The sequence below is a fragment of the Ferrovibrio xuzhouensis genome (assembly GCF_042648965.1).
Taxonomy (GTDB): Bacteria; Pseudomonadota; Alphaproteobacteria; order Ferrovibrionales; family Ferrovibrionaceae; genus Ferrovibrio; species Ferrovibrio xuzhouensis.
On sequence record NZ_JBHRYJ010000002.1, the window covers coordinates 204,231 to 227,113 of the forward strand.

Below are 22,883 nucleotides of genomic sequence, written 5' to 3' on the forward strand. Positions count from 1 at the left end.
TAAACATTTGATAATTCTGGCCATCCTCGCGCTGGCCATCCTCGCGCTGGCCGGGGTGGCGCAGGCCGAGCCGATAGCGGTGCGTGACGCAGTGCTGGAGCTCAACCCGGAAGCGCCGCAGGAGATGCGGCTGGGCCGGCTCGATTATCTCGGCGGCCTGATCATCGCCAGCGACGACGGCCGCTTCGGCGGCTATTCCGGCCTGGCGGTGGATCGCGACGGCCGGGGCCTCTGGGCCCTGTCGGATACCGGGCACTGGCTGCACATGGAATTCGCCACCGATGCCGCCGGGCTGCCGCAGCATGTGGTGGCCACCGACTATCGCCCGCTGCGCGATGCCCATGGCCTGCCGCTGAAAGGCAAGCACGACAGCGACGCCGAGTCCCTGCGCCATGCGGCCGACGGCAGCTGGCTGGTCGCCTTCGAACGCTGGCACCGCATCTGGCGGTATGCCTCACCGGGCGGGCCCGCCATCGAGACCGTGCCGCTGCCGGCCTCAGCGACTGACCAGCCGGAGAATGGCGGCCTCGAGGCGATCGCCACTCTGCCGGATGATGGGCTGTTACTGCTCAGCGAAGATAAGCGGGTCGGGCCGGACCAGGGCGCCGCCTGGCTGCGCCGCGGCGGCCAGTGGCTGGATCGCGTCTGGCCGGTCGCGGGCGACTTCAAACCGACCGATGCGGTGGCGCTGCCCGATGGCGATGTGGTGGTGCTGGAGCGCTATTACCGACCGCTGGTCGGGCCCAAGGCCCGGCTGCGGTTGCTGCCCGCTGCACAGCTTGCCGGCACGGCGCCGTGGCAGCCGGTGCTGCTGGCGGAATGGGCGAAGCCGTATTCGGTCGACAACATGGAGGCGCTGGATGTGCGCAAGGCTGCCGATGGCAGCCGATGGCTCTACATCATGTCGGATGACAACCAGAGCAGCCTGCAGCGTACCCTGCTGATGGTGTTCCGGCTGCGTGCCGAATAAGGCCCCGTACACAAATAAGAGCGGCCACAAATAAGAGCGGCGCACAAACGGCAACGCCCGCCGGAGCGGACTCCGGCGGGCGTCAGATGCCGTGCAGCAATGAAGCGGGGCGGCTTACGCCGCCTGCTTGGCCGCCAGCGCCTTCTTGATCTTGCGCTTCAGGACCTTCGCGTCGTCCGACAGGCGGTCGTCGCGGGTCTTGATCAGCCAGTTGTCGATGCCGCCGTTATGCTCGACCGAGCGCAGGCCATGCGACGAGACCCGCAGCGTCACATCCCGGCCCAGCGCTTCGCTGATCAGGGAGACGACATGCAAGTTCGGCAGGAAGCGCCGACGCGTCTTGTTGTTGGCGTGGCTGACATTGTTACCGGTCCGGACGCCCTTGCCGGTGACTTCGCAGCGACGAGCCATGATGAACCTCTTAAACTTTCCAGTGATTCCGCAAAATTGGCGGCTGGTTATAGGGTCTGGGGCCCGGCCCGTCAACTCGAAAAGCCCGCCAAATCCGCAGTGAAACGTCCGTCTCGCCCATCCTGTCGCGGTGCCGGCCCGGCCGGGCCGGGATTCCGGCCGGAATCCCGGCTTTCCGGGCGGATTTGCGGCACCGGAGAATTGTCGCCCGATTGTTGCTGGGGCCTGCCAATCCCGCGTTGACTCTGCCGAAGCCAGCCCGTATACAGCGGGACCGATTTTGCCGGGGGTCCACGCGGGCCCCCTGTTTGTGCGTTTATGCGCCGTTCTTTCGCGGTTTTCCGGGAGAAAGGCGTCTGTCAGACGGAGAGCCGCTGTGAAACGGACCTATCAACCGAGCAAGCTGGTGCGCAAGCGTCGCCACGGTTTCCGCGCGCGCATGGCCACTGTGGGCGGCCGCAAGGTAATCGCCGCCCGCCGCGCCCAGGGCCGCAAGAAGCTCTCGGCCTAAGTATCGCCGCGATGGCGTCGGGCGGCGTCGATCGACTCCGCCGCCGCGCGGAATATCTCCGGGTGCAGGCGGCCAACCGGCGCGTCGCGCTGCCGGGCCTGTTGCTGCAGGCTGCCCCGGCTGTTGATCCCGACAATATGACGGTCGCCACCCTGCGCATCGGCTTCACCGCCTCGCGCAAGGTCGGCAATGCCGTGCTGCGCAACCGTGCCAAGCGGCGGCTGAAGGCACTGGCGGCGGATCTGCTGCCCTGCCATGCCCAGCCCGGCCATGATTACGTGCTGGTCGCGCGCCAGGCGACGCCCGCGCGCGACTTTGCCGCCCTGCGCGGCGATCTCGAGGCCGCACTGAAAAAGCTGCGCCTGTGGCGCGCCGCGCCGTCGGCGGCCGGCGCGTCTGGTCTTGGGCCGGAGGCTGCGGCATGACGCCGCTGGCCCGTCTTCTCAGCCTGCCGGTGCAAGCATACCGGTTGTTCCTTTCGCCCTGGGTCGGCCATAACTGCCGCTACCAGCCGACCTGCTCCTGCTACGCGCTCGAGGCTTTCGAGCGTCACGGCGCGGCGCGAGGCGGCTATCTGGCCGTGCGGCGGCTGGCGCGCTGCCATCCGCTCGGCAGCAGCGGCTACGACCCGGTGCCGCCGCGGCCCGGTGCATCATCGCCGGCGTCGTCGGTACCGTCTTCATCTGTACAGCAAGGTTCCCTCTGATGTCCGACCAGAAGAATCTCATCATCGCGATCGTCGTTTCGGTGGCGATCCTGCTCGGTTTCCAGTTCTTCATCGAGAAGCCGAAGCAGGACCGGCTGCGCGAGCAGCAGGCGATCGAACAGGCGCAGAAGGCGGCGACCGCGCCGGCCGGCACCGCGCCGACCGCGTCCGGCGTCCTGCCGCAGCTGCCGACCCTGCCGCAGACCCCGGCCGAACTTGCGGTGTCGCGCGACAAGGCGCTGGACAAGAGCGCGCGGGTGAAGATCGAAGGCAAGCGCGTGGTCGGCTCGATCAATCTGGTCGGTGCGCGGTTCGACGACATCGTGCTGCCGGAATACAAGGAAACCATCGATCCGGGCAGCCCGCCGATCCACCTGATGTCGCCGACCGGCGGCCCGGAGCCCTATTACGCCGAATTCGGCTGGACCGTGACCGGCACCGGCGTCGCGCTGCCCAACGACCAGACCCGCTGGACCGCCGACCGCGACGTGCTGACGGCCGGCCAGCCGGTGACGCTGACTTGGGACAACGGCCAGGGTCTGGTGTTCCAGCGCGTCGTCAGCGTCGACGACAATTACATGTTCACCGTGACCCAGAAGGTCGAGAACAAGACCGACAAGCCGGTCACGCTGTTCCCCTACGGCCTGATCTCGCGCCACGGCCTGCCGCATACCGATGGCCTCTACATCCTGCATGAAGGCCCGCTCGGCGTGTTCCGCGACAAGGCCGGCGACAGCGGCACGCTGAAGGATTATTCCTACAAGGACATCGTCAGCGACAAGGCGGTCGAGTTCAGCAGCATCGGCGGCTGGCTCGGCTTCACCGACAAGTACTGGCTGGCAGCGCTGATCCCCGGCGACCAGCAGGACGTCAAGGCGCGCATCAGCCACACCCAGCCGAAGGACGATGTCGAGCACTTCCAGGCGGATTACCTGGGCGGCGGCATCACCGTCGAGCCCGGAAAGACTGCCGAGAATGTCAGCCGGCTGTTCGCCGGCGCCAAGGAAGTCAAGCTGATCGACCGCTACGAGGCGGAGCAGCATATCGCCAAGTTCGAGCTGGCGATCGACTGGGGCTGGTTCCATTTCCTGACCCGGCCGATGTTCTTCACCATCGACTTCCTGCGCGAGAAGATCGGCAATATCGGCCTCGCCATGCTGGCGGTGACCGTTCTGGTCAAGCTGCTGTTCTTTCCGCTTGCCTACAAGTCCTATGTGTCGATGAGCGCGATGAAGAAGCTGCAGCCGGAAATGACCAAGCTGCGCGAGCGCTATGCCGACAACCGCGAGGCGATGCAGAAGGAGCTGATGGCCCTCTACAAGAAGGAGAAGGTCAATCCTGCCGCCGGCTGTCTGCCGATCCTGCTGCAGATCCCGGTCTTCTTCTCGCTCTACAAGGTGCTCTACATCACCATCGAGATGCGGCATGCGCCGTTCTTCGGCTGGATCCACGATCTGTCGGCGCCGGACCCGACCTCGTGGCTGAACGGCTTCGGCCTGCTGCCCTGGGCGATACCTGACCTCGGCCACCTGCATGTCATCTCGATCGGCATCTGGCCGATCATCATGGGCATTACCATGTTCTGCCAGATGAAGATGAATCCGACGCCGCCGGATCCGATCCAGCAGAAGATCTTCACCCTGATGCCGATCGTCTTCACCTTCATGCTCGGCCGTTTCGCCGCCGGCCTAGTGATCTACTGGAGCTGGAACAATACGCTCAGCGTGCTGCAGCAGTACGTCATCATGCGGCGCATGGGCGTGAAGATCGGCGGTGGTGCCGACAAGCCGGCCAAACCCGTCAAGCCGGCCAAGGCCGGGAAACCGGCCAAGTAGCCGGGCCGGCGGCAGGAAGCGCGCCATGGCCGAACTGCCCGTCGCAACTGAAGAACTGACGCCGGCCGCGCTGGAACGTGGCCGGCTGCTGTTCGCCGGCCCCTGCGATTTCTTCGCCGGCGCCATGACCATGCCGCAGCTGCCGCCGCCGCGAGGCCCGGAGATCGCCTTTGCCGGCCGCTCCAATGTCGGCAAGTCGTCGCTGGTCAACGCACTGACCGGCCGCAAGACTCTGGCGCGGGTCTCGACCACGCCGGGCCGCACGCAGCAGCTCAATTTCTTCGATCTTGGCCTCGGCCAGATGTCTCTCGTCGACCTGCCGGGCTACGGCTATTCCTCGGTCGGCAAGGCCAAGGCCGAGGCCTGGACCGAGACTACCCGGGCCTACCTCAGGGGCCGGCCCGAGCTGCAGCGGGTGCTGCTGCTGGTCGATGGCCGGCACGGGCTGAAGCCCGGCGACGAGGACATCATGAAGCTGCTCGACCGGTCGGCGGTGATTTACCAGGTGGTGCTGACCAAGGCCGACAAGGTCAAGCCGGCCGAACTCGAAAAGGTGCAGGCCGCCACCGCGGCGGCCCTGTCGCGCCATGTCGCGGCCCATCCTGTCATCCGGGTGACATCGAGTGCCGAGGGAACCGGCATCGCGGAACTGCGCGCCGCGCTTGCCGCACTGGCCGAAGCGACCGTATAAACGCAGCAAAGACCCTGTTTTCAGCCCGTCCGCTTGCCCGAGAAGGATCGCCATGAAGAGCCCCGGACCGAAGCCCCTGGAAGCACACCTGCAGGAAACCGCCAAGATTCTCTCCGAGGCGTTGCCCTACATGCGCCGCTTCGCCGGCCAGACCATGGTGATCAAATACGGCGGCCATGCCATGGGCGACGAGGCGCTGGCGCATCAGTTCGCCCGCGACGTGGTGCTGATCAAGCAGGTCGGCATCCATCCCATCGTGGTGCACGGCGGCGGCCCGCAGATCGGCGCCATGCTGGAGCGGCTGAAGATCAAGAGTGAATTCGTCGACGGCCTGCGCGTCACCGACCAGGCCACCGTCGAGATCGTCGAGATGGTGCTGGCCGGCTCGATCAACAAGCAGATCGTCACCGCCATCAATGGCGCCGGCGGCACCGGCATCGGGCTGAGCGGCAAGGACGGCCGCCTGATCGAGGCACGCAAGCTGCGCCGCTCGGTGCGCGACCCCGGCTCCAACATCGAGAAGCTGCTCGACCTCGGTTTCGTTGGCGAGCCGGTGCGGGTCAATCCGGAAATCCTGCGCACCATGCAGAATTCCAACCTGATCCCGGTGGTCGCGCCGATCGGCATCGGCGAGAACGGGGAGACCTACAACATCAATGCCGATACCTCGGCCGGCGCCATCGCCGCCGCGGTCGGCGCCAGCAAGCTCCTGATGCTGACCGACGTGGCCGGCGTGCTGAACAAGGACAAGCACCTGATCCCGACGCTGACCGCGAAGGAATCACTGATGCTGATGGGCGACGGCACCATCTCGGGCGGCATGATCCCCAAGGTCGAGACCTGCCTCGATGCGGTGCGCGGCGGCGTGGCGGCGGCCCATATCCTCGATGGCCGCATCCCGCATGTCCTGTTGCTCGAACTGTTCACGCCGCATGGCGTCGGCACGATGATCGAACGGACGCCGTAAACGGCGGCCCTGAATGAAAAAGCCGCCGGCGTCAACCGGCGGCTTTTTCATGGCGACAACCGCCCCCTCAGCGTGGCGGCGTCCAGGCCTGCAGGAAGCGTTCGACCACCCGGGCGGAATTCTCCGACGCCAGGCCCATGAAAGTGCCCATCTCGTTGGCATCGGGCCCGCCGCCGGCCAGGTCCGACAGGCTGCGGAAGGCGATGAACGGCACGCCGTTGGCGTAGGACACCATGGCGACCGCGGCGCTTTCCATGTCCAGAACCTGCGCCTTGAAGGTGGCGAAAACGTATTCGCGGAAGGCGGCATTGTCGACAAATGCCTGGCCGGAGACGCCGTTGCCGCCGACCAGCAGCCGCGGCTTGTGGTCGAGGCACTGGCCCGGCTTGACGCAGTCGCGTAAGCCCACGTCGCCGATCTTGCCGGCAGCGGCCAGCATGCCGGGATCGGTATCGAACCAGAGCTTGTGGTCGGGTGCGGCGCCGGCGCGGCGCACCTCCACGGGGGCCGGGAAGATCATGCCGTAATTGGGCATGGTGGTCTGGCGCCAGGGCGGCAGCTCGTAATGGCCGTTACCCAGATCGCGGCCGAAGGTCGCCTCCAGATACTGCGACCAGTGGCTGGCCGCGACCACGTCGCCGACATGCAGCGCCGGATCGACACCGCCGGCGATGCCGCTGAACACGATGCCGGTGACATCGAAGCGGTCGAGCGCCACCTGGGTCGACATGGTGGCATTGACCATGCTGATGCCGCTGAGGAAAAGCACCACATTGCGGCCGGCCAGCCTGCCGGTGACGAAGTCGATGCCGTTGACGCTGTGGCTTTTCCGGTCGCTGGTGGCGGCCTTCAGCACCTGCCATTCCGGCGCGAAGGCCGACATCACGGCGATGCGCGGCGCCGGGTCGAGGCGGTCTGCCGCCGTGGCGGCGGCGGGCAGGGCCAGCAGCAGGAGAATGGCAAGCAGGCGGATCATGGCAGGGCTCCTGTGATGCCGTGCAGCCAGTCGCGGAAGGCGCGGATGGCCGGTTCGCGGCCGCGGCCAGGCAGATGCAGCAGATAATAGCCGCCGCGCCGGGCCACCCGATAGCGCGGCAGCGGCTCGGCCAGCCGGCCGTCCTGCAGCTCCTGGGCGACGAAGAAATCCGGCACCAGGGCGAGACCGAGCCCGTTCACGGCGGCCTCGATCGACATGAAGAAATGCTCGAAGGCCGGGCCGCGCACCGCGCCGGATTTCAGGCCGGCCACCGCGAACCATTCCGCCCAGGCGTCGGGCCGGGTCGAATGGGTCAGCAGGCTGTGGCGCTTCACGTCCTCGGGCTTTTTCACCGGCCGGGCCTTCAGCAGGGCCGGGCTGCCGACCAGGATCACGCATTCCGGCATGAGAAATTCGGCAGACAGATCCGCCGGCCAGTCGCCGGATGCCGTATTGGGGCCATACTGGATGCCGACATCGACCGGCTCGCGGGCGAAATCAATCGGCCGGTCGGCGCTGGTGACGTCGACGGTGATTTCCGGGTGACGTTTATGGAAATCAGCCAGCCGTGGCATGAACCAGCGCATCGCCAGGGTCGGCATCATGGTGATGGCCAGGTGATTGGCGTGCCGGCGTCCGCGCGCCACCAGCCGGGTGGCCGCCGCCAGCCGCTCGAAAGCATCGCTCAGCGCCGGCAGATAGGCGGCGCCGTCGCCGGTCAGTTCCAGCCCGCGCGGGCCGCGGCGGAACAGCGCGCAGCCCAGATCGGCCTCGAGCTGCTTCACCAGCCGGCTGACCGCGCCCTGCGTAACATGCAGTTCTTCGGCCGCCCGGGTGAAACTGAGGTGTCGGCCGGTCACCGCGAAGGCGCGCAGCGCGTTCAGCGAGGGCAGGCGGTCTTCATGAGAAAAACTCATAGTCTGGCGAGTTTAAATCGATTGTCGGCCGGAGGCCAGCCGGTATGATCATGGCGAAACAAAAAGCCTCCCCGGACTTGCACTAAAAATAAGCCCCAGACTGCCTAAAGCCCCAGACCGAAGGACAGCCCCATGAACGCCCAGGCCCCGATCAAGGCGGACAGCCAGACTGCTGCCACCGCTCTTCGCCCCTTCCATCTCGCTTTCCCGGTGCGCGACATTGCCGAGGCTCGCAAGTTCTATGGCGAACTGCTCGGCTGCGGCGAGGGCCGCTCGGCCGAGCATTGGGTCGATTTCGATTTCTTCGGCCATCAGGTGGTGGCCCACCTGGCGCCCGAGGAATGCGGCACCAAGGCGTTCAGCTCGGTCGACGACCATCAGGTCCCGGCCAAGCATTTCGGCGTCATCCTCACCATCCCGGCCTGGAAGGCGCTGGCCGAAAAGCTGACCGCCGCCGGCACCCAGTTCATCATCGAGCCTTATGTGCGCTTCGAGGGCGAAGTCGGCGAACAGCACACCATGTTCTTCCTCGACCCCTCGGGCAACGCGCTCGAATTCAAGGCCTTCGCCAACGATTCGGCGATCTTCGCGAAGTAAGCCTTCTCAGAGTCCGGCGGCGAGCGCGTCCCTGGCGACGCGCTCGCCCCATTCCTGCACGAAGTGCCCGGCTTCGGGCAGTTCCAGTGGCGGCGGGCAGCCGTGGATCAGCTTGCGCAACCCGTGCATCACCGGCGCTCCCAGCACCGGGTCGGCCATGCCGATCGCCATGAAACTCTTGCCGGCCCAGTCGCTCTTCCAGAAATCCCGCGCCCGCCGCGAGGTCGCCGCGCCGTCCGCTTCGGGCGAATCCGGCACCAGGTTGGGAAAGCGCCGCACGCCGCTCTTGTAGTCGGCATCGGGATAGGGCGCCGCGTAGGCGGCGGCCTCGGTGTCGCTCAGATGCGGGCAGCTGCGCTGCATCAGCTTGGCGATTGCCATGTCCGGATTTTTGTTGTTCCAGGCGCGCCAGTCGAGGAAGCCCTGGGTCAGCGGCGCATCTCCGGTGCCGAGCGCGGTGTTCATCACCAGCAGGCCGGAGAAGCGCTCGGGCAGCTTCATCGGGATGGTGAGACCGAGCAGGCCACCCCAGTCCTGGCAGACCAGCACGATATCCTGCAGGTTCAGCGCGCGGATCAGGGCGATCAGGCTGTCGCGGTGGAAATCGAAGGTATAGACCGCCTCGTCGCGCGGCTTGTCGGAACGGCCGAAGCCGAACAGGTCGGGCGCCACCACGCGATGACCGGCGGCGGTGAACACCGGCAGCATGCGGCGGTAGAGATAGCTCCAGGTCGGCTGGCCGTGCAGGCAGAGGAAGGTGCGGCCGCTATGCGGCCCCTCGTCGAGGTAATGCATGCGCAGGCCGTTGTCGTGCGTCAGGTAATGTGGCTGCCACGGATAGCCGGGCAGGCCGGCAAAGCGCTCGTCGGGCGTGCGCAGGGCCTGGATCATGGCGTCTCTCTCCCTCGTTGTTATGAGGAAGAGGCTGACGTAATTGGCCGGGAAGTCAATCCCGGCCATCGCGGACTGACGCCGGGTCAGCGCTTCTTCTTGGCTGCCGGCTTTTTCCGCTTGGCGGCCTTTTTCGCCGCCTTGCGGACAGCCTTCTTTTTGACACCGGGCGTGATGCCTTCCTTGCCGAAGACGCGGGCGAAGATGGTGTCCACATGCTTGAGGTGGTAGCCGAGGTCGAACAGGGCGGTCAGCTGCGCCGGTTTCAGCCGGTCGGTGACCTCCGTCTCGCCGAGCAGGGCCTGCAGGAAGTCGCCGCCCTGCTGCCAGATCTTCAGGGCATGCTTCTGCACCAGCCGGTAGCTGTCCTCGCGGCTCAGGCCCGCCTGGGTCAGCGCCAGCAGCACGCGCTGGGAATGCACCAGGCCGCCGAAGCGGTCGAGGTTCTTCATCATGTTGTCGGGATAGACCACCAGCTTCTCGACCACGCCGGCGAGGCGATGCAGGGCGAAGTCGAGGTGGATGGTGGCGTCCGGGCCGATGCCGCGCTCGACCGAGGAATGGCTGATGTCGCGCTCGTGCCACAGGGCGACATTCTCCAGCGCCGGCACGACGGCCGAGCGCACCAGCCGGGCGAGGCCGGTCAGGTTCTCGGTCAGCACCGGGTTGCGCTTGTGCGGCATGGCCGAGCTGCCCTTCTGGCCGGGCGAGAAGAATTCCTCCGCCTCCATCACCTCGGAGCGCTGCAGGTGGCGGATCTCGGTGGCCAGCCGCTCGATCGAGGCGGCGACCACGGCGAGATGGGCAAAGTAAGCCGCATGGCGGTCGCGCGGGATCACCTGGGTCGAGACCGGCTCGGGGCGCAGGCCGAGTTTCTTCGCCACATGCTCTTCCACCGCCGGGTCGATATTGGCGAAGGTGCCGACCGCGCCGGAGATCGCGCAGGTGGCGACTTCCTCGCGGGCGGCCTCAAGGCGGCGGCGGGCGCGCTGGAACTCGGCATGGAAGCCGGCCAGCTTGAGCCCGAAGGTGACCGGTTCGGCATGGATGCCGTGGCTGCGGCCGATGCAGGGCAGCAGCTTGAACTCGAAGGCGCGCTCTTTCAGCGCGGCCAGCACGCGGTCGCAGCCGGCAATCAGCAGGTCGGCGGCGCGCACCAGCTGCACGTTGAAGCAGGTGTCCAGCACGTCGGACGAGGTCATGCCCTGGTGCACGAAGCGGGCGGCGGGGCCGACATATTCGGCCAGGTTGGTCAGGAAGGCGATCACGTCATGCTTGGTCTCGCGCTCGATGGCGTCGACGCGCGCGATTTCCCACTTGCCCTTCTTCCAGACCTCTTTCGCGGCTGCCTTGGGGATCACGCCGAGCGCCGCCTGGGCGTCGCAGGCATGGGCCTCGATCTCGAACCAGATGCGGAACTTCTGCTCCGGCTCCCAGATGGCGGCCATTTCGGGGCGGGTGTAACGCGGGATCATGCGGGACCTCGTCGGCGGGCGGAAACGCCCGGAAGGCTGTGGAAAAGTCGCGGCAGATGTACCCCCGGACGGCCCGGCAATCAAGGCCAACTGACGCAGCGGCAGGGTTGATTCCTGAGGCCCGGGGCTGCAGCCTCCCGCTGTTCCGGGGAGAGCACCGCCATGGCCGCTGAAAACAGCCTGCCGACCGTCAACCGTCGCGACCTTGATTTCCAGCTGTTCGAGCATCTGGAGATCGGCAGCCTGACCGCGCGGCCCTATTTCGCCGACCACGACCGGGCCACCATGACGGCGGCGCTGGACACCGCGCAAGCCATCGCCGTCCAGCATTTCCAGACCCACAACCGCAAGGCGGACCTGAACGAGCCACAGTTCCACGGCCAGACCGTCCACATCATCCCCGAGGTGCGCGCCGCGCTCGACCAGTTCGTCAACGCGGGCTTCATGGCGGCGCATCGCAGTTACGACGAGGGCGGCCAGCAGCTGCCCTGGACGCTGCTGCAGGCGGCGTTCACCTGCTTCAACGCCGCCAATATCGGCAGCATCGGCTATGCCTTCCTGACCATCGGCGCCGCCAACATGATCGCCGCCTTCGGCAGCCCGGAGCAGAAAAAGCGCTTCATGCAGCCGATGTTCGAGGGCCGCTTCTTCGGCACCATGTGCCTCAGCGAGCCGCAGGCGGGCTCCGGCCTCGCCGATATCCGCACCCGGGCGACGCCCGTCAGCAACAGCCCAGCCAGCAGTAATGCGCCCGGCGTCGACGGCAGCCTCGGTTCGGCCTACCGGATCAGCGGCAGCAAGATGTGGATCTCGGCGGGTGAGCACGAGCTGACCGAAAACATCGTCCATATGGTGCTGGCCCGCATCGCCGGGGCTCCCGCCGGGGTGAAGGGCATCTCGCTGTTCATCGTGCCGAAGCGCCGCGTCGAGGCCGACGGCAGCCTCGGGCCGCGCAACGACGTGCAGCTGATGGGCCTCAACCACAAGATGGGCTTTCGCGGCACCACCAACACGCTGCTGTCGTTCGGCGAGCAGGGCGACTGCATCGGCTATCTGGTCGGCGAGCCGCATCGCGGGCTCGACTACATGTTCCACATGATGAACGAGGCCCGCATCGGCGTCGGGCTGGGCGCCACCTCGCTGGGGCTGGCCGGCTATCTCTACAGCCTCGATTACGCCAAACAGCGCCCGCAGGGCCGGGCACCCGACAACAAGGACCCGGCGTCGAAGCCGCTGCCGATCATCCAGCATGCCGATATCCGCCGCCTGCTGCTCAGCCAGAAGGCCGCGGTCGAGGGGGCGCTGGCGCTTTGCCTCTATGCCGCGTCGCTGGTCGACCGCATCCATACGGCGGAGGACGAGGGCGAGAAAAAGCGCCTGTCGCTGCTGCTCGACATGCTGACCCCGATGGTGAAGTCCTGGCCGAGCGAATTCTGCCTCGAGGCCAACAAGCAGGCGATCCAGGTGCTCGGCGGCTATGGCTATACCCGCGACTATCCGGTCGAGCAGTATTACCGCGACAACCGGCTGAATCCGATCCATGAGGGCACCCACGGCATCCAGGGCATCGACCTGCTGGGCCGCAAGATGTTGATGCAGGGCGGCGCCGGCGCCCGGCTTTTGTTCGAGACCATTGCCGCCGATATCCTGCGCGCCCGCGGCCTGCCCGATTGTGCCGCCTGGGCCGAGGAGCTCGACGGCGCGCTGGCCCGCATGATGACGGCAACCGCGGCGATGCTGCCGGCGGCGAAAGACGGCAGGATCAGCCTGTATCTGGCCAATGCCACGCTGTATCTCGATGCCATGGGCCATCTGGCGATCGCCTGGATGTGGCTGCGCCAGGCCATGGTGGCGGCGCGGCGGCTGCCGGACGCGACCGGCGACGATGTCGCCTTCTACCGGGGCAAGCTGGCCGCCGCGCGGTATTTCTATGCCTACGAACTTGGCCGGCTCGATCACTGGCTGCCGCTGCTGGCCCGGCTGGAACCGGCGACCTTGGAGATGCAGGCCGCGTGGTTCTGAGGGGCGGATTGTCAGGCGGCAATTCCGCGCTCCCCGACCGCCGGCGCCGGCGCTAGACTGGGGCAAACCTCCCCCGAGTCTTCTCCACGGAACGCTGCCCATGCCCACCACCGCCCACTGGCTCGCCTTCGCGCTGGTCTCGTTTGGCATGGTCCTGACCCCGGGGCCGAACATGCTCTACCTGATCTCGCGCTCGATCTGCCAGGGCCGGGTGGCCGGGCTGATCTCGCTGGGCGGGGTGGCGCTCGGCTTCGTCTTCTACATGCTCTGCGCCGCCTTCGGCATTACCGCCCTGCTGCTGGCGGTGCCCTATGCCTATCAGGCGCTGTGCTGGGGCGGCGCGCTGTATCTCGCCTGGATGGCGTGGGCCGCGCTCAGGCCCGGCGGCCGCTCGCCCTTCCAGGTGCGCAGCCTGCCGCAGGACAGCCCGCGCCGGCTGTTCGGCATGGGGCTGGTGACCAACCTGCTGAACCCGAAGATCGCCATGCTGTATCTGTCGCTGCTGCCGCAGTTCCTCGACCCGGAGCAGGGCCATGTGCTCGGCCAGTCGCTGGCGCTCGGCGCCACCCAGATCGTCATCAGCGTGTCGGTGAATGCCCTGATCGCCGTCACCGCCGGCAGCATCGCCACTTTCCTGGCCGGACGGCCGCTGTGGTTGCTGATCCAGCGCTGGCTGATGGGAACGGTGCTGGCCGGGCTGGCCGTGCGCATGGCGCTGGAGGCGCGGCGCTAAACCCTGAAGTTCGGGTCCTGAAAGCAGGAATCCGGCCCGTTTGCCGCACGGGCCGGATCGTCTGGTTGCGGTTATTCCGGCAGCTTGACCGGCGGCACCGGCATGGGCGTCGCCATCGGCGCCGGCATTGCGGCCGGCATGGCCTTCTTGGCGACCTTCTTCTTCGCCGCCTTCTTCTTCACGACCTTCTTGGCCTTGGCGGCCTTCTTCGCCACCTTCTTGACGGTCTTCTTGGCGGCTTTCTTGGCCTTGGCAGCCTTCTTCGCCACCTTCTTCACGGTCTTCTTGGTGGCTTTCTTGGCCTTGGCGGCCTTCTTTGCCGCCTTCTTCACGATCTTCTTGGTGGCCTTCTTCACGGCCTTCTTCTTCGTCTTCGCGGCCTTCTTGGCCGCTTTCTTCTTCGCCATCATGGTCCCCCTGTTGGATATCCGCCCGCGGCGGGATGCTGTTTCGGACTCTCACGGCTGGACTCGACTCCATCCGCCGAAATCCCGCGCTACAATAGCGCCGCATTTTTTCCGTCGGGAAGAGGAATCTTCAGATGCGCCGTCCATTCACACTGTCGCCCATGCTGCTGCTGATCCTGCCCGCAGCCCTGCTGCTGCACTCGCCGGTCGTGATGGCGCAGACGACGTCGACCGAGTCGCTGCCGCCGGCCGCCGTGCAGATGCCGAAGCGACCGGTGCCGCCAAGCGTGCCCGGTGCCACGCCATCCGGCGTCGCAATGCCCGCAATTGCTGCGCCGGAGCTGCGCCGGTCGGGCCAGCCGGTGGCCGAACCGGGCCGGGCAAAAGACGAGGGCAGTCTGCTGCGTAGCCTGCTGGGGCAGCAGGTCGGCGGCCTGACGTCCGCTGCACAGGCGAAGGTGCCGAAGCTGCCGGGCAACGACGCCTTCGGCGCGGTGCAGGAGATTCTCGCCATCCTCGAGGCCGACCCGAAGACGGACTGGAACCGGGTCGACCTCGATGCCCTGCGCCGCCACCTGATCGACATGAACGAGGTGACGCTGAATGCCGAAGCCAAGGTCGAGGCGGTCGGCGGCGGCATCCGTGTCGCCGTCACCGGCCAGGGTCGCACGCTCGACGCGATCCGCCGCATGGTGCCGGCTCATGCCCGCGAGATCGACGGCCATGATGGCTGGCATGTGGCGACAGAGGACAAGCCCGATGGCGTGATTCTGACGGTGACGGCAAAGGATGCCCGGCAGACCGCCAAAATCCGCGGCCTCGGTTTCATCGGCGTGATGGCGACCGGCGCCCATCACCAGATCCACCACCTGGCCATCGCCCGGGGTGAGCCCATGCCGCATGGGCCAGGGTCACATGGAGCCGGGTCGCACGGGGCGGCACATACCGGCGGAGCCAACCCGAAGACGCCATAGCCGCCCGGATTTTGTCCGGCGGCGAAAAGCGCGGGAAACGGCGCGGAGGTCCTGCGGTGCGATCACAATGCAGGCAGAACCTGCGATTTGTCGCCAGCCGCGCGGCTTTTGCGCTATGCTGCACCCGCTCCCGATACCTCTGACGCTGCACCCCGCGCCACCGAAAGCAGGCCCATGTCTCTTACTGCCACTGCCGTTCCGCCGGTCTCCGGCAATCCCGTGCCGCTCCGCGTCGCCGTCGCCGCCCACCAGGGGCCGAAGCTCGGCCGCAGCCTGTGGCAGGTGGCGAATTCCTTCCTGCCCTTCTTCGGCCTCTGCGCCGCCATGTACGGCAGCCGCGCGCTGGACCTGCCCTACTGGACCCTGCTGCCGCTGATCCTGCTGGCCGCCGGTTTCGTGGTGCGCATCTTCATCATCCAGCATGACTGCGGCCATGGCGCCTTCTTCCGCTCGCGGCGGGCCAATGCGGCGATGGGCTGGGTCTGCAGCCTGATCACCTGCACGCCGTTCGACAACTGGCGCCGGCTGCATGCCGGCCATCACGGTATCTGGAACAACCTCGACCGCCGGCCGGGTTTCCTCGACATCTATTCAAGCTGCCTGACCGTCGCGGAATACCAAGCCCTCGGCCGCTTCGGCCGCCTGCGCTACCGGGTGCTGTGCCATCCGCTGGTGGCTTTGGTGGTGCTGCCGCCAGTGATCTTCCTGCTGCTGTATCGCCTGCCGCTCGACACGCCAAAGGCCTGGCGGCGCGAACGCTGGTCGGTCTGGCTGACCAATGCCGGGCTGGCCGCCGTGGTGCTGGCGCTCGGCTTCACACTCGGTTTCCATGCCGTGCTGGCAATCCAGCTGCCGGTGATGGTGGTGGCGGCCACGGTCGGTGTCTGGCTGTTCTCGGTGCAGCACCGTTTCGAGGGCACCACCTGGCTGCGCCAGCGCGACTGGACCGCCGTCGGCGCCGCTATCGACGGCAGCTCGTATCTGCGGCTGCCCCGCCTGCTGCAGTGGTTCACCGGCAATATCGGTTTCCACCATGTGCACCACCTGAACCCGCAGGTGCCGAACTACCGGCTGCAGGCCTGTCATGAGGCCGTGCCATCGCTCCGGGCTCTGCCCGGGCTCAGCCTCGGCGCTGCGCTGCGCGGCTGCATGCTGGCGCTGTGGGACGAAGAGGGCGGCCGCATGGTGCGCTTCCCGCGCCGGAGCAGGCCATCGTCCGCGGCCTGACCCCTCAGCCGCCCCCTAACCGACTCCGCTGTCACCATTGCGACCGTAGCGGTCGTCGCGTTTGCGCATATCGGGCTTGCCGGCGATGTTCCGGTGCGGCACCGGCTTGTCCTGGCCTTCCGGCGCTGGCGCCGGGGTGGTGGTGCCGGCGGCGCGGCCGGTGAACTGTTCATTGCCGTAGGTGCCGGGCCCGTAGGCCTGCCTGGCTTTCGCGCCTTTCACCAGCGGCGTGGTATGGGCCGGGCCATCCGGCGCACCATGCAGGCCGAGGCGCAGCACCGCGTCGGTTTCGTTCAGCGGCTTTTTGTCCGGTTTCTTCGCCATGATCAGTCTCCCGCACGTATGGTCTGCAGCGGCGGGACGGAATGCCCCGTCTACCGGAAAACCATCACGCCCGAATGCGGCGACAGCGCGCCGCCGGCGTGAGAAAAGCGGGACAAAGACGGGTCCGCAAAACAAAAAAGCCGGGCGGATTGCTCCGCCCGGCCTGACTTTTGCGGGTGGTCGCCAGCTTACATGCCTTGGGCGACGATCTCGTCGTAGGCGGGCAGGGTGAGGAATTCGGTGAACTCCTCGGCCAGGGCCAGCTTGCGGAAGATCGCGGCGGCCTCGGCATACTTGCCGCCGTCGAACTTGTCGGCGCCGACCATGTCGCGGGTCTTGGCCAGTTCTTCCTCGATGGTCTTTTCGATGAGGGCGGCATCGATCAGCCGGCCGTCATCGAGCTTGGACTTGTGGTGGCGCCACTGCCAGACCTGGGCGCGGCTGATTTCCGCGGTCGCGGCATCCTCCATCAGGTTGTACAGCGGCACGCAGCCGATGCCACGCAGCCAGGCTTCCAGATAGCCGATCGAGACATTGACGTTCTGGCGCAGGCCGGCCTCGCTGATGCTGCCGTTCGGCATCGCCAGCAGGTCCTTGGCCTCGACATGCACGTCCTGGCGCTGGCGGGCGATCTGGTTTGATTCCTTCATCACCGCGTCGAACTCGGCCTTGGCGATCGGCACGAGGCCCGGATGCGCCACCCAGGTGCCGTCATGGCCGTCGGTCGCCTCACGCTGCTTGTCGGCCGAGACCTTGGCCATCGCCTCGGCATTGGCCTTCTCGTCGTTCTTGATCGGGATCAGCGCCGCCATGCCGCCCATGGCATGCACGTTGCGGCGATGGCAGGTCTTGATCGCCAGCAGCGAGTAGTTGCGCATGAACGGCACCGTCATGGTGACCTGGCCGCGGTCGGGCAGCACGGCCCAGGGCTGCTTGGCGAATTTCTTGATGAAGCTGAAGATATAATCCCAGCGGCCGCAGTTCAGGCCGGCGGAATGGGTGCGCAGCTCGTAGAGGATCTCGTCCATCTCGAAGGCGGCGAGGATGGTCTCGATCAGCACGGTGCCGCGGATGGTACCGCGCGGCATCTTCAGCGTGTCCTCGGCGAAGTCGAACACCTGGTTCCACAGCCGGGCTTCCAGATGGCTTTCCATCTTCGGCAGGTAGAAATACGTGCCCTTGCCCTGGTCCTTGCGGATCTTGGCGTTGTGGAAGAAATACAGGCCGAAATCGAACAGGCCGCCCGACATCGGCACGCCGTCGACGATGACGTGCTTCTCCAGCAGGTGCCAGCCGCGCGGCCGCACGAACAGGGTGGCCGGCTTGGGGCCGAGCTTGTAGGCCTTGCCCGAGGTCGGGTCGGTGAAGTCGATGCTGCCCTTGTTGGCGTCGACCAGGTTGAACTGGCCGTCGATCATGTTCTCCCAGCTCGGCGTCGAGGCATCCTCGAAATCGGCCATGAAGACATAGGCGCCAGAGTTCAGCGCGTTGATGATCATCTTGCGGTCAACCGGACCGGTGATCTCGACGCGGCGGTCGAGGATGTCGGCCGGCAGCGGCGCCACCGTCCAGTCGCCGTCGCGGATATGCTTGGTCTCGGGCAGGAAGTCCGGCTTCTCGCCGGCATCGAGGCGGGCCTGGCGCTCGATGCGTTTCTGCAGCAGCTTCTTGCGCTCCGGGCCGAAGCGGCGCTCGAGCTCGACCACGAAGGCCAGCGCCTCGGGCGTGAGGATGGTTTCGAAGCCCGGCTTGAATGTGCCGGTGATCTGTACGCCCGGCATCTGCGGCCAACCCGTCATGGGGCTTTCTCCCTTTGCTATGTATGCGTCGACGGGCCAATTAATCCGCCAACTGATGATTTACGGCAAAATTTGTCTGACAACTTTTAACGGGTCCGGGGGGTGCCCGTCTAGCCGCGAACTGGACCGGGAATCGAAAAAACGTATACAGTCCGGGAGGAAATTGTCCGGCCGATTCGCCATTTGCCGCCCCGGCGGGTGGCGCCAACCCGGGCAGGACATCCAGCCAGGCAGGACACCAGATGGTGCAGGGCACCGCCAAGGCCGTAGCCAGACCGCGGAAGGACACCGCCGCTTCCGACGGCCCGGCTGCCGATAGAGCAGGTTCACGGCTGCGCAAAATCACCGCCGCCGAGATGCAGGCGGTGCCGGCGCTGGCCGGTCGCGCCGGGCGTCCGGTTCCGGCCAAGGCGGGCAGCCGCGGCAGCGGCCCGGCCGGACGGCCTCGTCCGGTGGACGACGCCACCATCTACGACAGCGTCTACACGGCGATCGTCGAACACATCATCATGCCGGGCACCAAGCTGCCGGAAGATGTGCTGGCGCGCGCCTTCGGGGTCAGCCGCACCCGCATCCGCAAGGTGCTGCAGGCGCTGGCGCACGACAATCTGGTCACGCTCCAGCACAACCGCGGGGCCTCGGTGGCCAAGCCGGGCGTGCAGGAGGCCCGTGAGGTGTTTGCCGCCCGTCGCGTGGTCGAGACCGGCATCGCCGCCGAACTGGCGCGCCGCGCCGCCGCCCGCCAGATTACGGCGGCGCAGATGGCGTCAATGCGGGCCTTCGTCGCCCGCGAGCATGCGGCCGAGACGGCGCGCGACCGCCGCCGTAGCATCAACCTGGCCGGCGAATTCCACCTCGAACTCGCCAAGCTGCTCGACAATGCCTCGCTGGCCGGTTTCCTGCGCGCCCTGGTATCGCGCACCTCGCTGATCATCGCGGTCTACGAGGCGCCGGGGAACAGCATGTGCAGCCATGAGGAGCACGGCATTCTGCTCGACCGGCTCGCTGCCGGCGATGCCACCGGTGCGGTGGCCTATATGGAAGAGCATCTGCAAAGGCTGGAAGACGGCCTTGACCTTGCTGCCGCGAGGCGGCGCCCCGTCGATTTGCAGGACGTCTTCGCCCGGCTCGCCACCGGTCCGAAGACCGGCGGCTGAACCGGGCCGGCTCTGTCCGTCAGGCGTTGATGCCGCCATCCACCGTGATCTGCGCGCCGGTGATATAGCTGGCACCCGGCCCGGCAAGAAACACCACCGTATCGGCAATTTCCTGCGGCCGGCCATAGCGGCCGAGCGCAGTCAGTGCCGTCATGGCGGGGGCATTCTCGCCATCGACCGGGTTCATGTCGGTATCGATCGGGCCGGGCTGCACGACATTCACCGTGATGCCGCGGGGCCCGAGGTCGCGCGCCAGGCCGCGCGTCATGCCGGTCATCGCCGCCTTGCTCATGGAATAGAGCGTGACGCCGGGGAAGCGCACATTTTCGCCCAGGCAGGAGCTGATGGTAATGATGCGGCCGCCCTCGGGCATCAGCGGGGCGGCAGCCAGCGCGGCCACATACGGTGCGCGGGTGTTGATCGCCACCATGCGCTCGATGTTCTCCAGCGAGTCGTCGCCATAGGCGACGCCGGCATTGTTGACCAGGATATCCAGCCGGCCGAGCGCCCTGGCGGCTTCGGTCACCGAGGCCTGCACGGCCCTGGCATCGGCGCTGTCGGCCTTGATCGCCACGGCCTTGCGGCCCAGCGCCTGGATCTCCTGCACCACCATCTGGGCCTTGTCGGGCGAGGCGCTGTAGGTGATGGCTACATCGGCACCGGCGGCGGCCAGCGCCCTGGCGGTGGCCGCGCCGATGCCCCGGCTGGCGCCGGTGACCAGTGCGGCCTTGCCCTGCAGGGCGGTGGAAGAAAACGTCGTCATGGGATGCCTCCATATATTATTTAGTGATCGGTACAGAATGAGGGGCGGAAGGTAGGGGCTTGCCGGCCGGGGTCAAGCGCTTTATTTATCGATCGATACAGAATTTGAATCAGATCGCAGGAAACGGTCATGGCCGTGCGCGCAGTCACATCCCGGAAGACGGGCGAGGCGAAGCCGAAAGGCCGGCCGCGCGGCTTCGACCGTGATGCGGCGTTGCAGGCGGCCATGCAGGTCTTCTGGCTGCGCGGTTATGAGGGGACCTCGCTCAGCGACCTGACCAAGGCCATGGGCATCAACGCGCCGAGCCTCTATGCGGCGTTCACCTGCAAGGAGGCGCTATTCGAGGAGGCACTGGAGCTTTACGAGACTGCCGAGGGCGCCTTGCCGCAGCGGCTGCTGCGGGAGGGCAAGACGGCGAAAGAGGGCTTCGCCGCCATGCTGCGTTTCTATGCCGGCTATTACGTCCAAACGGACCACCCGCCGGGCTGCATGGTAGTGCTGTCGGCCATCGTCGGTGCGCCTGAGAACAAGAGCGTGCGCGCCCTGATGACCAGGAGCCGCCGCGCGGCGATGGAGTCACTGGCGGACCGCGTCCGGCGCGGCCAGGCCGAGGGCGATGTGCCGGCGACCGCCGATGCCTCTGCGATAGCGGCCTTCTATACGACTCTGGTGCAGGGCATGTCGATCCAGGCGCGCGACGATGCGACCAGGAAGCAGCTGCTCGCCTCTGTCGAGATGGCGCTTGCCGCCTGGGACGGGTTGATGGCGGCGAAATCAGCGAAAGCGAAACCAGCCGGTCAGGTCAGATCCTGATGCTTCCCCGCGCGGTCAAGACATCTCCATGACGCTGTCTTGAGAAGGCGGCGACCTGCGCTATGTTCATCCGGCACGGCCATGTAACGGGCAGGAGCCGGCCATGGAAGACCTCAGAAAACACCACTGGACCGGCGTCTATGACCATAAGGCCGAAGACGAGGTCAGCTGGTTCCAGGCCTCGCCGCTGCGTTCGCTCGACTGGATCAGGGGATCGGTCGCCGGAACCGAGGCGCCGATCATCGACATTGGCGGTGGCGCCTCACGGCTGGTCGATGAGCTGGTTGCGGCCGGATATGGCGATGTCACCGTCCTCGACATCGCCGAGAGCGCATTGGCGAAGTCCCGAGCCCGCCTCGGGGGCGGTGCTGGTGGCGTCCGCTGGGTGGCTGCCGACATAACGGCATGGCGGCCGGAGCGGCAATACGACCTCTGGCATGACCGCGCGGTTTTCCATTTTCTTGTGGATGCCGCCGACCGTGCCGCCTATCTGGCGGCACTGGACAAGGGCACGAAGCCGGGCAGCCGCATCATCATTGCCACCTTTGCGCCTGACGGCCCGGAGCGCTGCAGCGGCCTCCCGGTGCAGCGTTATAGTCCGCAGACGCTGGCGAAGGTCTTCGGCGCCGGCTTCGATCTGCTGGACGCTGCCGGCGAGGAGCACCTGACGCCTGCCGGATCGGTGCAGCGTTTCCAGTACAGCCTGTTCGGGCGCCGCTAGCCCCGGTAGGGATGCACCTGCATCCAGTGGCGGGCGATGTCGATGCGGCGCGCGATCCACACCTTGTCGTGGCCCTGGATGTAATCCATCAGCCGGGCCAGCGCGGCGGCGCGGCCGGGCCGGCCGATCAGCCGGCAATGCAGCGCGATGGTCATCATCTTCGGCTGTCCCTGCTCGCCCTCGCGGTACAGCATGTCGAAGGCGTCCTTGACGTGGTTGTAGTAATCCACGCCGGTGGCGAAGCCGTGCAGCTGGCCGAACTTCATGTCGTTGTTGTCGAAGGTATAGGGCAGGATCAGCTGCGGTTTCTTGCCCACCGTGGTCCAGTAGGGCAGGTCGTCGTCGTAGGTGTCCGACGAGTAGACGAAGCCGCCATCCTCGGCGACCAGCTTCAGCGTGTTCTCCGAGAAGCGGCCGGTGTACCAGCCGAGCGGGCGCTGGCCGGTGGCCTGGCGGATCGCCTCGATGGCCAGCTTCATGTCGGCGCGTTCTTTCGCCAGCGGCATGGTGGCGTAGTCGAACCAGCGCCAGCCATGGCTGGCGACCTCGTGGCCAGCCTCGTGCATGGCGCGCGCCGCTTCCGGATTGCGCGCCACCGCCATGCCGACGGCCCATGACGTGAACTTGATGTCGCGTTCGGCGAACAGCCGCAGCACGCGCCAGACGCCGGCCCGCGCGCCGTAGTCGTAGACCGACTCGGTGGCATGGTCGCGCATCTTCACGCGTGGGGTGCCGCCGGGAATCTCGGTCAGGTAGGTCTCCGAGACCTTGTCGCCATGCAGCACGCTGCGCTCGCCGCCTTCTTCGTAGTTCAGCACGAAGCTGACCGCGACTTTCGCGCCGCCCGGCCATTTCGGATCGGGCGGATTGGGGCCGTAGCCGTAGAGATCGCGCGGATAGGGCTTGCTGCCGAGCGCCGCGGCGACGATATCCATTCTCTTCGTCGCAGGCTTCTTCTTCGGGGCGGCTTTCTTCGCGGCGGTCTTTTTGGCCATG

At 66.8% G+C, this 22,883-nt stretch carries 25 protein-coding genes; 15 read left to right on the forward strand and 10 right to left on the reverse strand.

The window, feature by feature from the left end:
- The first annotated feature begins 7 nt into the window (after positions 1–7).
- Positions 8–970 carry an esterase-like activity of phytase family protein gene (locus ACFOOQ_RS11005; RefSeq protein ID WP_379726007.1) on the forward strand — a complete coding sequence of 321 codons (963 nt, stop codon included), beginning with the start codon at positions 8–10 and terminating at the stop codon, positions 968–970.
- A gap of 114 nt (positions 971–1,084) precedes the next feature.
- On the opposite strand, the gene rpmB is transcribed toward ACFOOQ_RS11005, so the two are convergent.
- Positions 1,085–1,381: a 50S ribosomal protein L28 gene (gene rpmB, locus ACFOOQ_RS11010; RefSeq protein ID WP_379726010.1), complete on the reverse strand. Its 297-nt coding sequence runs from the start codon at positions 1,379–1,381 to the stop codon at positions 1,085–1,087.
- A gap of 376 nt (positions 1,382–1,757) precedes the next feature.
- Between rpmB and rpmH the strand changes: the two genes are divergently transcribed.
- The 6 genes from rpmH to argB are packed head-to-tail and all read left to right on the forward strand — an operon-like array spanning position 1,758 to position 6,091.
- Positions 1,758–1,892, forward strand: a complete 135-nt coding sequence (gene rpmH, locus ACFOOQ_RS11015) for a 50S ribosomal protein L34 (protein ID WP_379726013.1) — start codon at positions 1,758–1,760, stop codon at positions 1,890–1,892.
- A gap of 11 nt (positions 1,893–1,903) precedes the next feature.
- Positions 1,904–2,317 carry a ribonuclease P protein component gene (rnpA, locus tag ACFOOQ_RS11020; RefSeq protein WP_379726016.1) on the forward strand — a complete coding sequence of 138 codons (414 nt, stop codon included), beginning with the start codon at positions 1,904–1,906 and terminating at the stop codon, positions 2,315–2,317.
- Entirely contained in the window at positions 2,314–2,598 is a 285-nt protein-coding gene (gene yidD / locus ACFOOQ_RS11025) for a membrane protein insertion efficiency factor YidD (protein WP_379726019.1), read from the forward strand. Before rnpA ends, yidD begins: the two co-directional genes overlap by 4 nt.
- The gene (yidC, locus tag ACFOOQ_RS11030; RefSeq protein ID WP_379726022.1) at positions 2,598–4,433 is read left to right on the forward strand and encodes a membrane protein insertase YidC; all 1,836 of its coding nucleotides are present in this window, start codon (positions 2,598–2,600) and stop codon (positions 4,431–4,433) included. Before yidD ends, yidC begins: the two co-directional genes overlap by 1 nt.
- A 25-nt stretch (positions 4,434–4,458) precedes the next feature.
- Positions 4,459–5,124: a ribosome biogenesis GTP-binding protein YihA/YsxC gene (gene yihA, locus ACFOOQ_RS11035; protein ID WP_379726025.1), complete on the forward strand. Its 666-nt coding sequence runs from the start codon at positions 4,459–4,461 to the stop codon at positions 5,122–5,124.
- Between the two features lie 52 nt (positions 5,125–5,176).
- Positions 5,177–6,091, forward strand: coding sequence for an acetylglutamate kinase (gene argB, locus ACFOOQ_RS11040; protein ID WP_379726028.1), 915 nt, complete (start codon positions 5,177–5,179; stop codon positions 6,089–6,091).
- 67 nt (positions 6,092–6,158) lie between these two features.
- Here the strand turns inward: argB and ACFOOQ_RS11045 are convergent, their stop codons facing one another.
- Both ACFOOQ_RS11045 and gcvA read right to left on the reverse strand, forming a co-directional pair.
- Complete coding sequence (locus ACFOOQ_RS11045) at positions 6,159–7,067, reverse strand: 5'-methylthioadenosine/S-adenosylhomocysteine nucleosidase (RefSeq protein ID WP_379726031.1); 909 nt, start codon at positions 7,065–7,067, stop codon at positions 6,159–6,161.
- Positions 7,064–7,984: a transcriptional regulator GcvA gene (gene gcvA, locus ACFOOQ_RS11050; protein WP_379726034.1), complete on the reverse strand. Its 921-nt coding sequence runs from the start codon at positions 7,982–7,984 to the stop codon at positions 7,064–7,066. Before gcvA ends, ACFOOQ_RS11045 begins: the two co-directional genes overlap by 4 nt.
- A gap of 132 nt (positions 7,985–8,116) precedes the next feature.
- On the opposite strand from gcvA, the gene ACFOOQ_RS11055 reads away from it, so the two are divergent.
- Positions 8,117–8,581: a VOC family protein gene (locus ACFOOQ_RS11055; protein WP_379726036.1), complete on the forward strand. Its 465-nt coding sequence runs from the start codon at positions 8,117–8,119 to the stop codon at positions 8,579–8,581.
- Between the two features lie 6 nt (positions 8,582–8,587).
- Here the strand turns inward: ACFOOQ_RS11055 and ACFOOQ_RS11060 are convergent, their stop codons facing one another.
- Positions 8,588–9,472: a haloalkane dehalogenase gene (locus ACFOOQ_RS11060; RefSeq protein ID WP_379726039.1), complete on the reverse strand. Its 885-nt coding sequence runs from the start codon at positions 9,470–9,472 to the stop codon at positions 8,588–8,590.
- A gap of 86 nt (positions 9,473–9,558) precedes the next feature.
- Positions 9,559–10,947 carry an adenylosuccinate lyase gene (purB, locus tag ACFOOQ_RS11065; protein WP_379726042.1) on the reverse strand — a complete coding sequence of 463 codons (1,389 nt, stop codon included), beginning with the start codon at positions 10,945–10,947 and terminating at the stop codon, positions 9,559–9,561.
- A gap of 162 nt (positions 10,948–11,109) precedes the next feature.
- Between purB and ACFOOQ_RS11070 the strand changes: the two genes are divergently transcribed.
- Together ACFOOQ_RS11070 and ACFOOQ_RS11075 are read left to right on the forward strand one after the other, a co-directional pair.
- On the forward strand, positions 11,110–12,969 hold the full coding sequence (locus tag ACFOOQ_RS11070; RefSeq protein WP_379726045.1) for an acyl-CoA dehydrogenase: 1,860 nt from the start codon (positions 11,110–11,112) through the stop codon (positions 12,967–12,969).
- Between the two features lie 100 nt (positions 12,970–13,069).
- A complete protein-coding gene (locus tag ACFOOQ_RS11075) occupies positions 13,070–13,702 on the forward strand; it encodes a LysE family translocator (RefSeq protein WP_379726048.1) in 633 nt (210 codons plus the stop codon).
- A gap of 71 nt (positions 13,703–13,773) precedes the next feature.
- Here the strand turns inward: ACFOOQ_RS11075 and ACFOOQ_RS11080 are convergent, their stop codons facing one another.
- A complete protein-coding gene (locus ACFOOQ_RS11080) occupies positions 13,774–14,109 on the reverse strand; it encodes a hypothetical protein (RefSeq protein ID WP_379727564.1) in 336 nt (111 codons plus the stop codon).
- 134 nt (positions 14,110–14,243) lie between these two features.
- Between ACFOOQ_RS11080 and ACFOOQ_RS11085 the strand changes: the two genes are divergently transcribed.
- Positions 14,244–15,083 carry a hypothetical protein gene (locus tag ACFOOQ_RS11085; RefSeq protein WP_379726051.1) on the forward strand — a complete coding sequence of 280 codons (840 nt, stop codon included), beginning with the start codon at positions 14,244–14,246 and terminating at the stop codon, positions 15,081–15,083.
- Between the two features lie 174 nt (positions 15,084–15,257).
- The gene (locus ACFOOQ_RS11090; protein WP_379726055.1) at positions 15,258–16,310 is read left to right on the forward strand and encodes a fatty acid desaturase family protein; all 1,053 of its coding nucleotides are present in this window, start codon (positions 15,258–15,260) and stop codon (positions 16,308–16,310) included.
- Between the two features lie 15 nt (positions 16,311–16,325).
- Here ACFOOQ_RS11090 and ACFOOQ_RS11095 read toward each other — a convergent pair whose 3' ends face one another.
- Together ACFOOQ_RS11095 and aceB are read right to left on the reverse strand one after the other, a co-directional pair.
- Positions 16,326–16,634: a hypothetical protein gene (locus tag ACFOOQ_RS11095; protein WP_379726058.1), complete on the reverse strand. Its 309-nt coding sequence runs from the start codon at positions 16,632–16,634 to the stop codon at positions 16,326–16,328.
- Positions 16,635–16,822: 188 nt separating this feature from the next.
- Entirely contained in the window at positions 16,823–18,433 is a 1,611-nt protein-coding gene (gene aceB / locus ACFOOQ_RS11100) for a malate synthase A (protein ID WP_379726061.1), read from the reverse strand.
- A 242-nt stretch (positions 18,434–18,675) separates the two neighbouring features.
- Here aceB and ACFOOQ_RS11105 point away from each other — a divergent pair, with 242 nt between their 5' ends.
- The gene (locus ACFOOQ_RS11105) at positions 18,676–19,590 is read left to right on the forward strand and encodes a GntR family transcriptional regulator (protein WP_379726064.1); all 915 of its coding nucleotides are present in this window, start codon (positions 18,676–18,678) and stop codon (positions 19,588–19,590) included.
- Between the two features lie 19 nt (positions 19,591–19,609).
- On the opposite strand, the gene ACFOOQ_RS11110 is transcribed toward ACFOOQ_RS11105, so the two are convergent.
- Complete coding sequence (locus ACFOOQ_RS11110) at positions 19,610–20,353, reverse strand: SDR family oxidoreductase (protein ID WP_449265804.1); 744 nt, start codon at positions 20,351–20,353, stop codon at positions 19,610–19,612.
- Between the two features lie 129 nt (positions 20,354–20,482).
- On the opposite strand from ACFOOQ_RS11110, the gene ACFOOQ_RS11115 reads away from it, so the two are divergent.
- Together ACFOOQ_RS11115 and ACFOOQ_RS11120 are read left to right on the forward strand one after the other, a co-directional pair.
- Positions 20,483–21,166: a TetR/AcrR family transcriptional regulator gene (locus tag ACFOOQ_RS11115; RefSeq protein WP_379726067.1), complete on the forward strand. Its 684-nt coding sequence runs from the start codon at positions 20,483–20,485 to the stop codon at positions 21,164–21,166.
- Between the two features lie 103 nt (positions 21,167–21,269).
- A complete protein-coding gene (locus tag ACFOOQ_RS11120) occupies positions 21,270–21,887 on the forward strand; it encodes a class I SAM-dependent methyltransferase (protein WP_379726069.1) in 618 nt (205 codons plus the stop codon).
- Here the strand turns inward: ACFOOQ_RS11120 and puuE are convergent.
- The gene (gene puuE, locus ACFOOQ_RS11125; RefSeq protein WP_449265805.1) at positions 21,884–22,882 is read right to left on the reverse strand and encodes an allantoinase PuuE; all 999 of its coding nucleotides are present in this window, start codon (positions 22,880–22,882) and stop codon (positions 21,884–21,886) included. The two genes, ACFOOQ_RS11120 and puuE, sit on opposite strands and share 4 nt — an antisense overlap.
- Position 22,883: the final 1 nt, after the last annotated feature.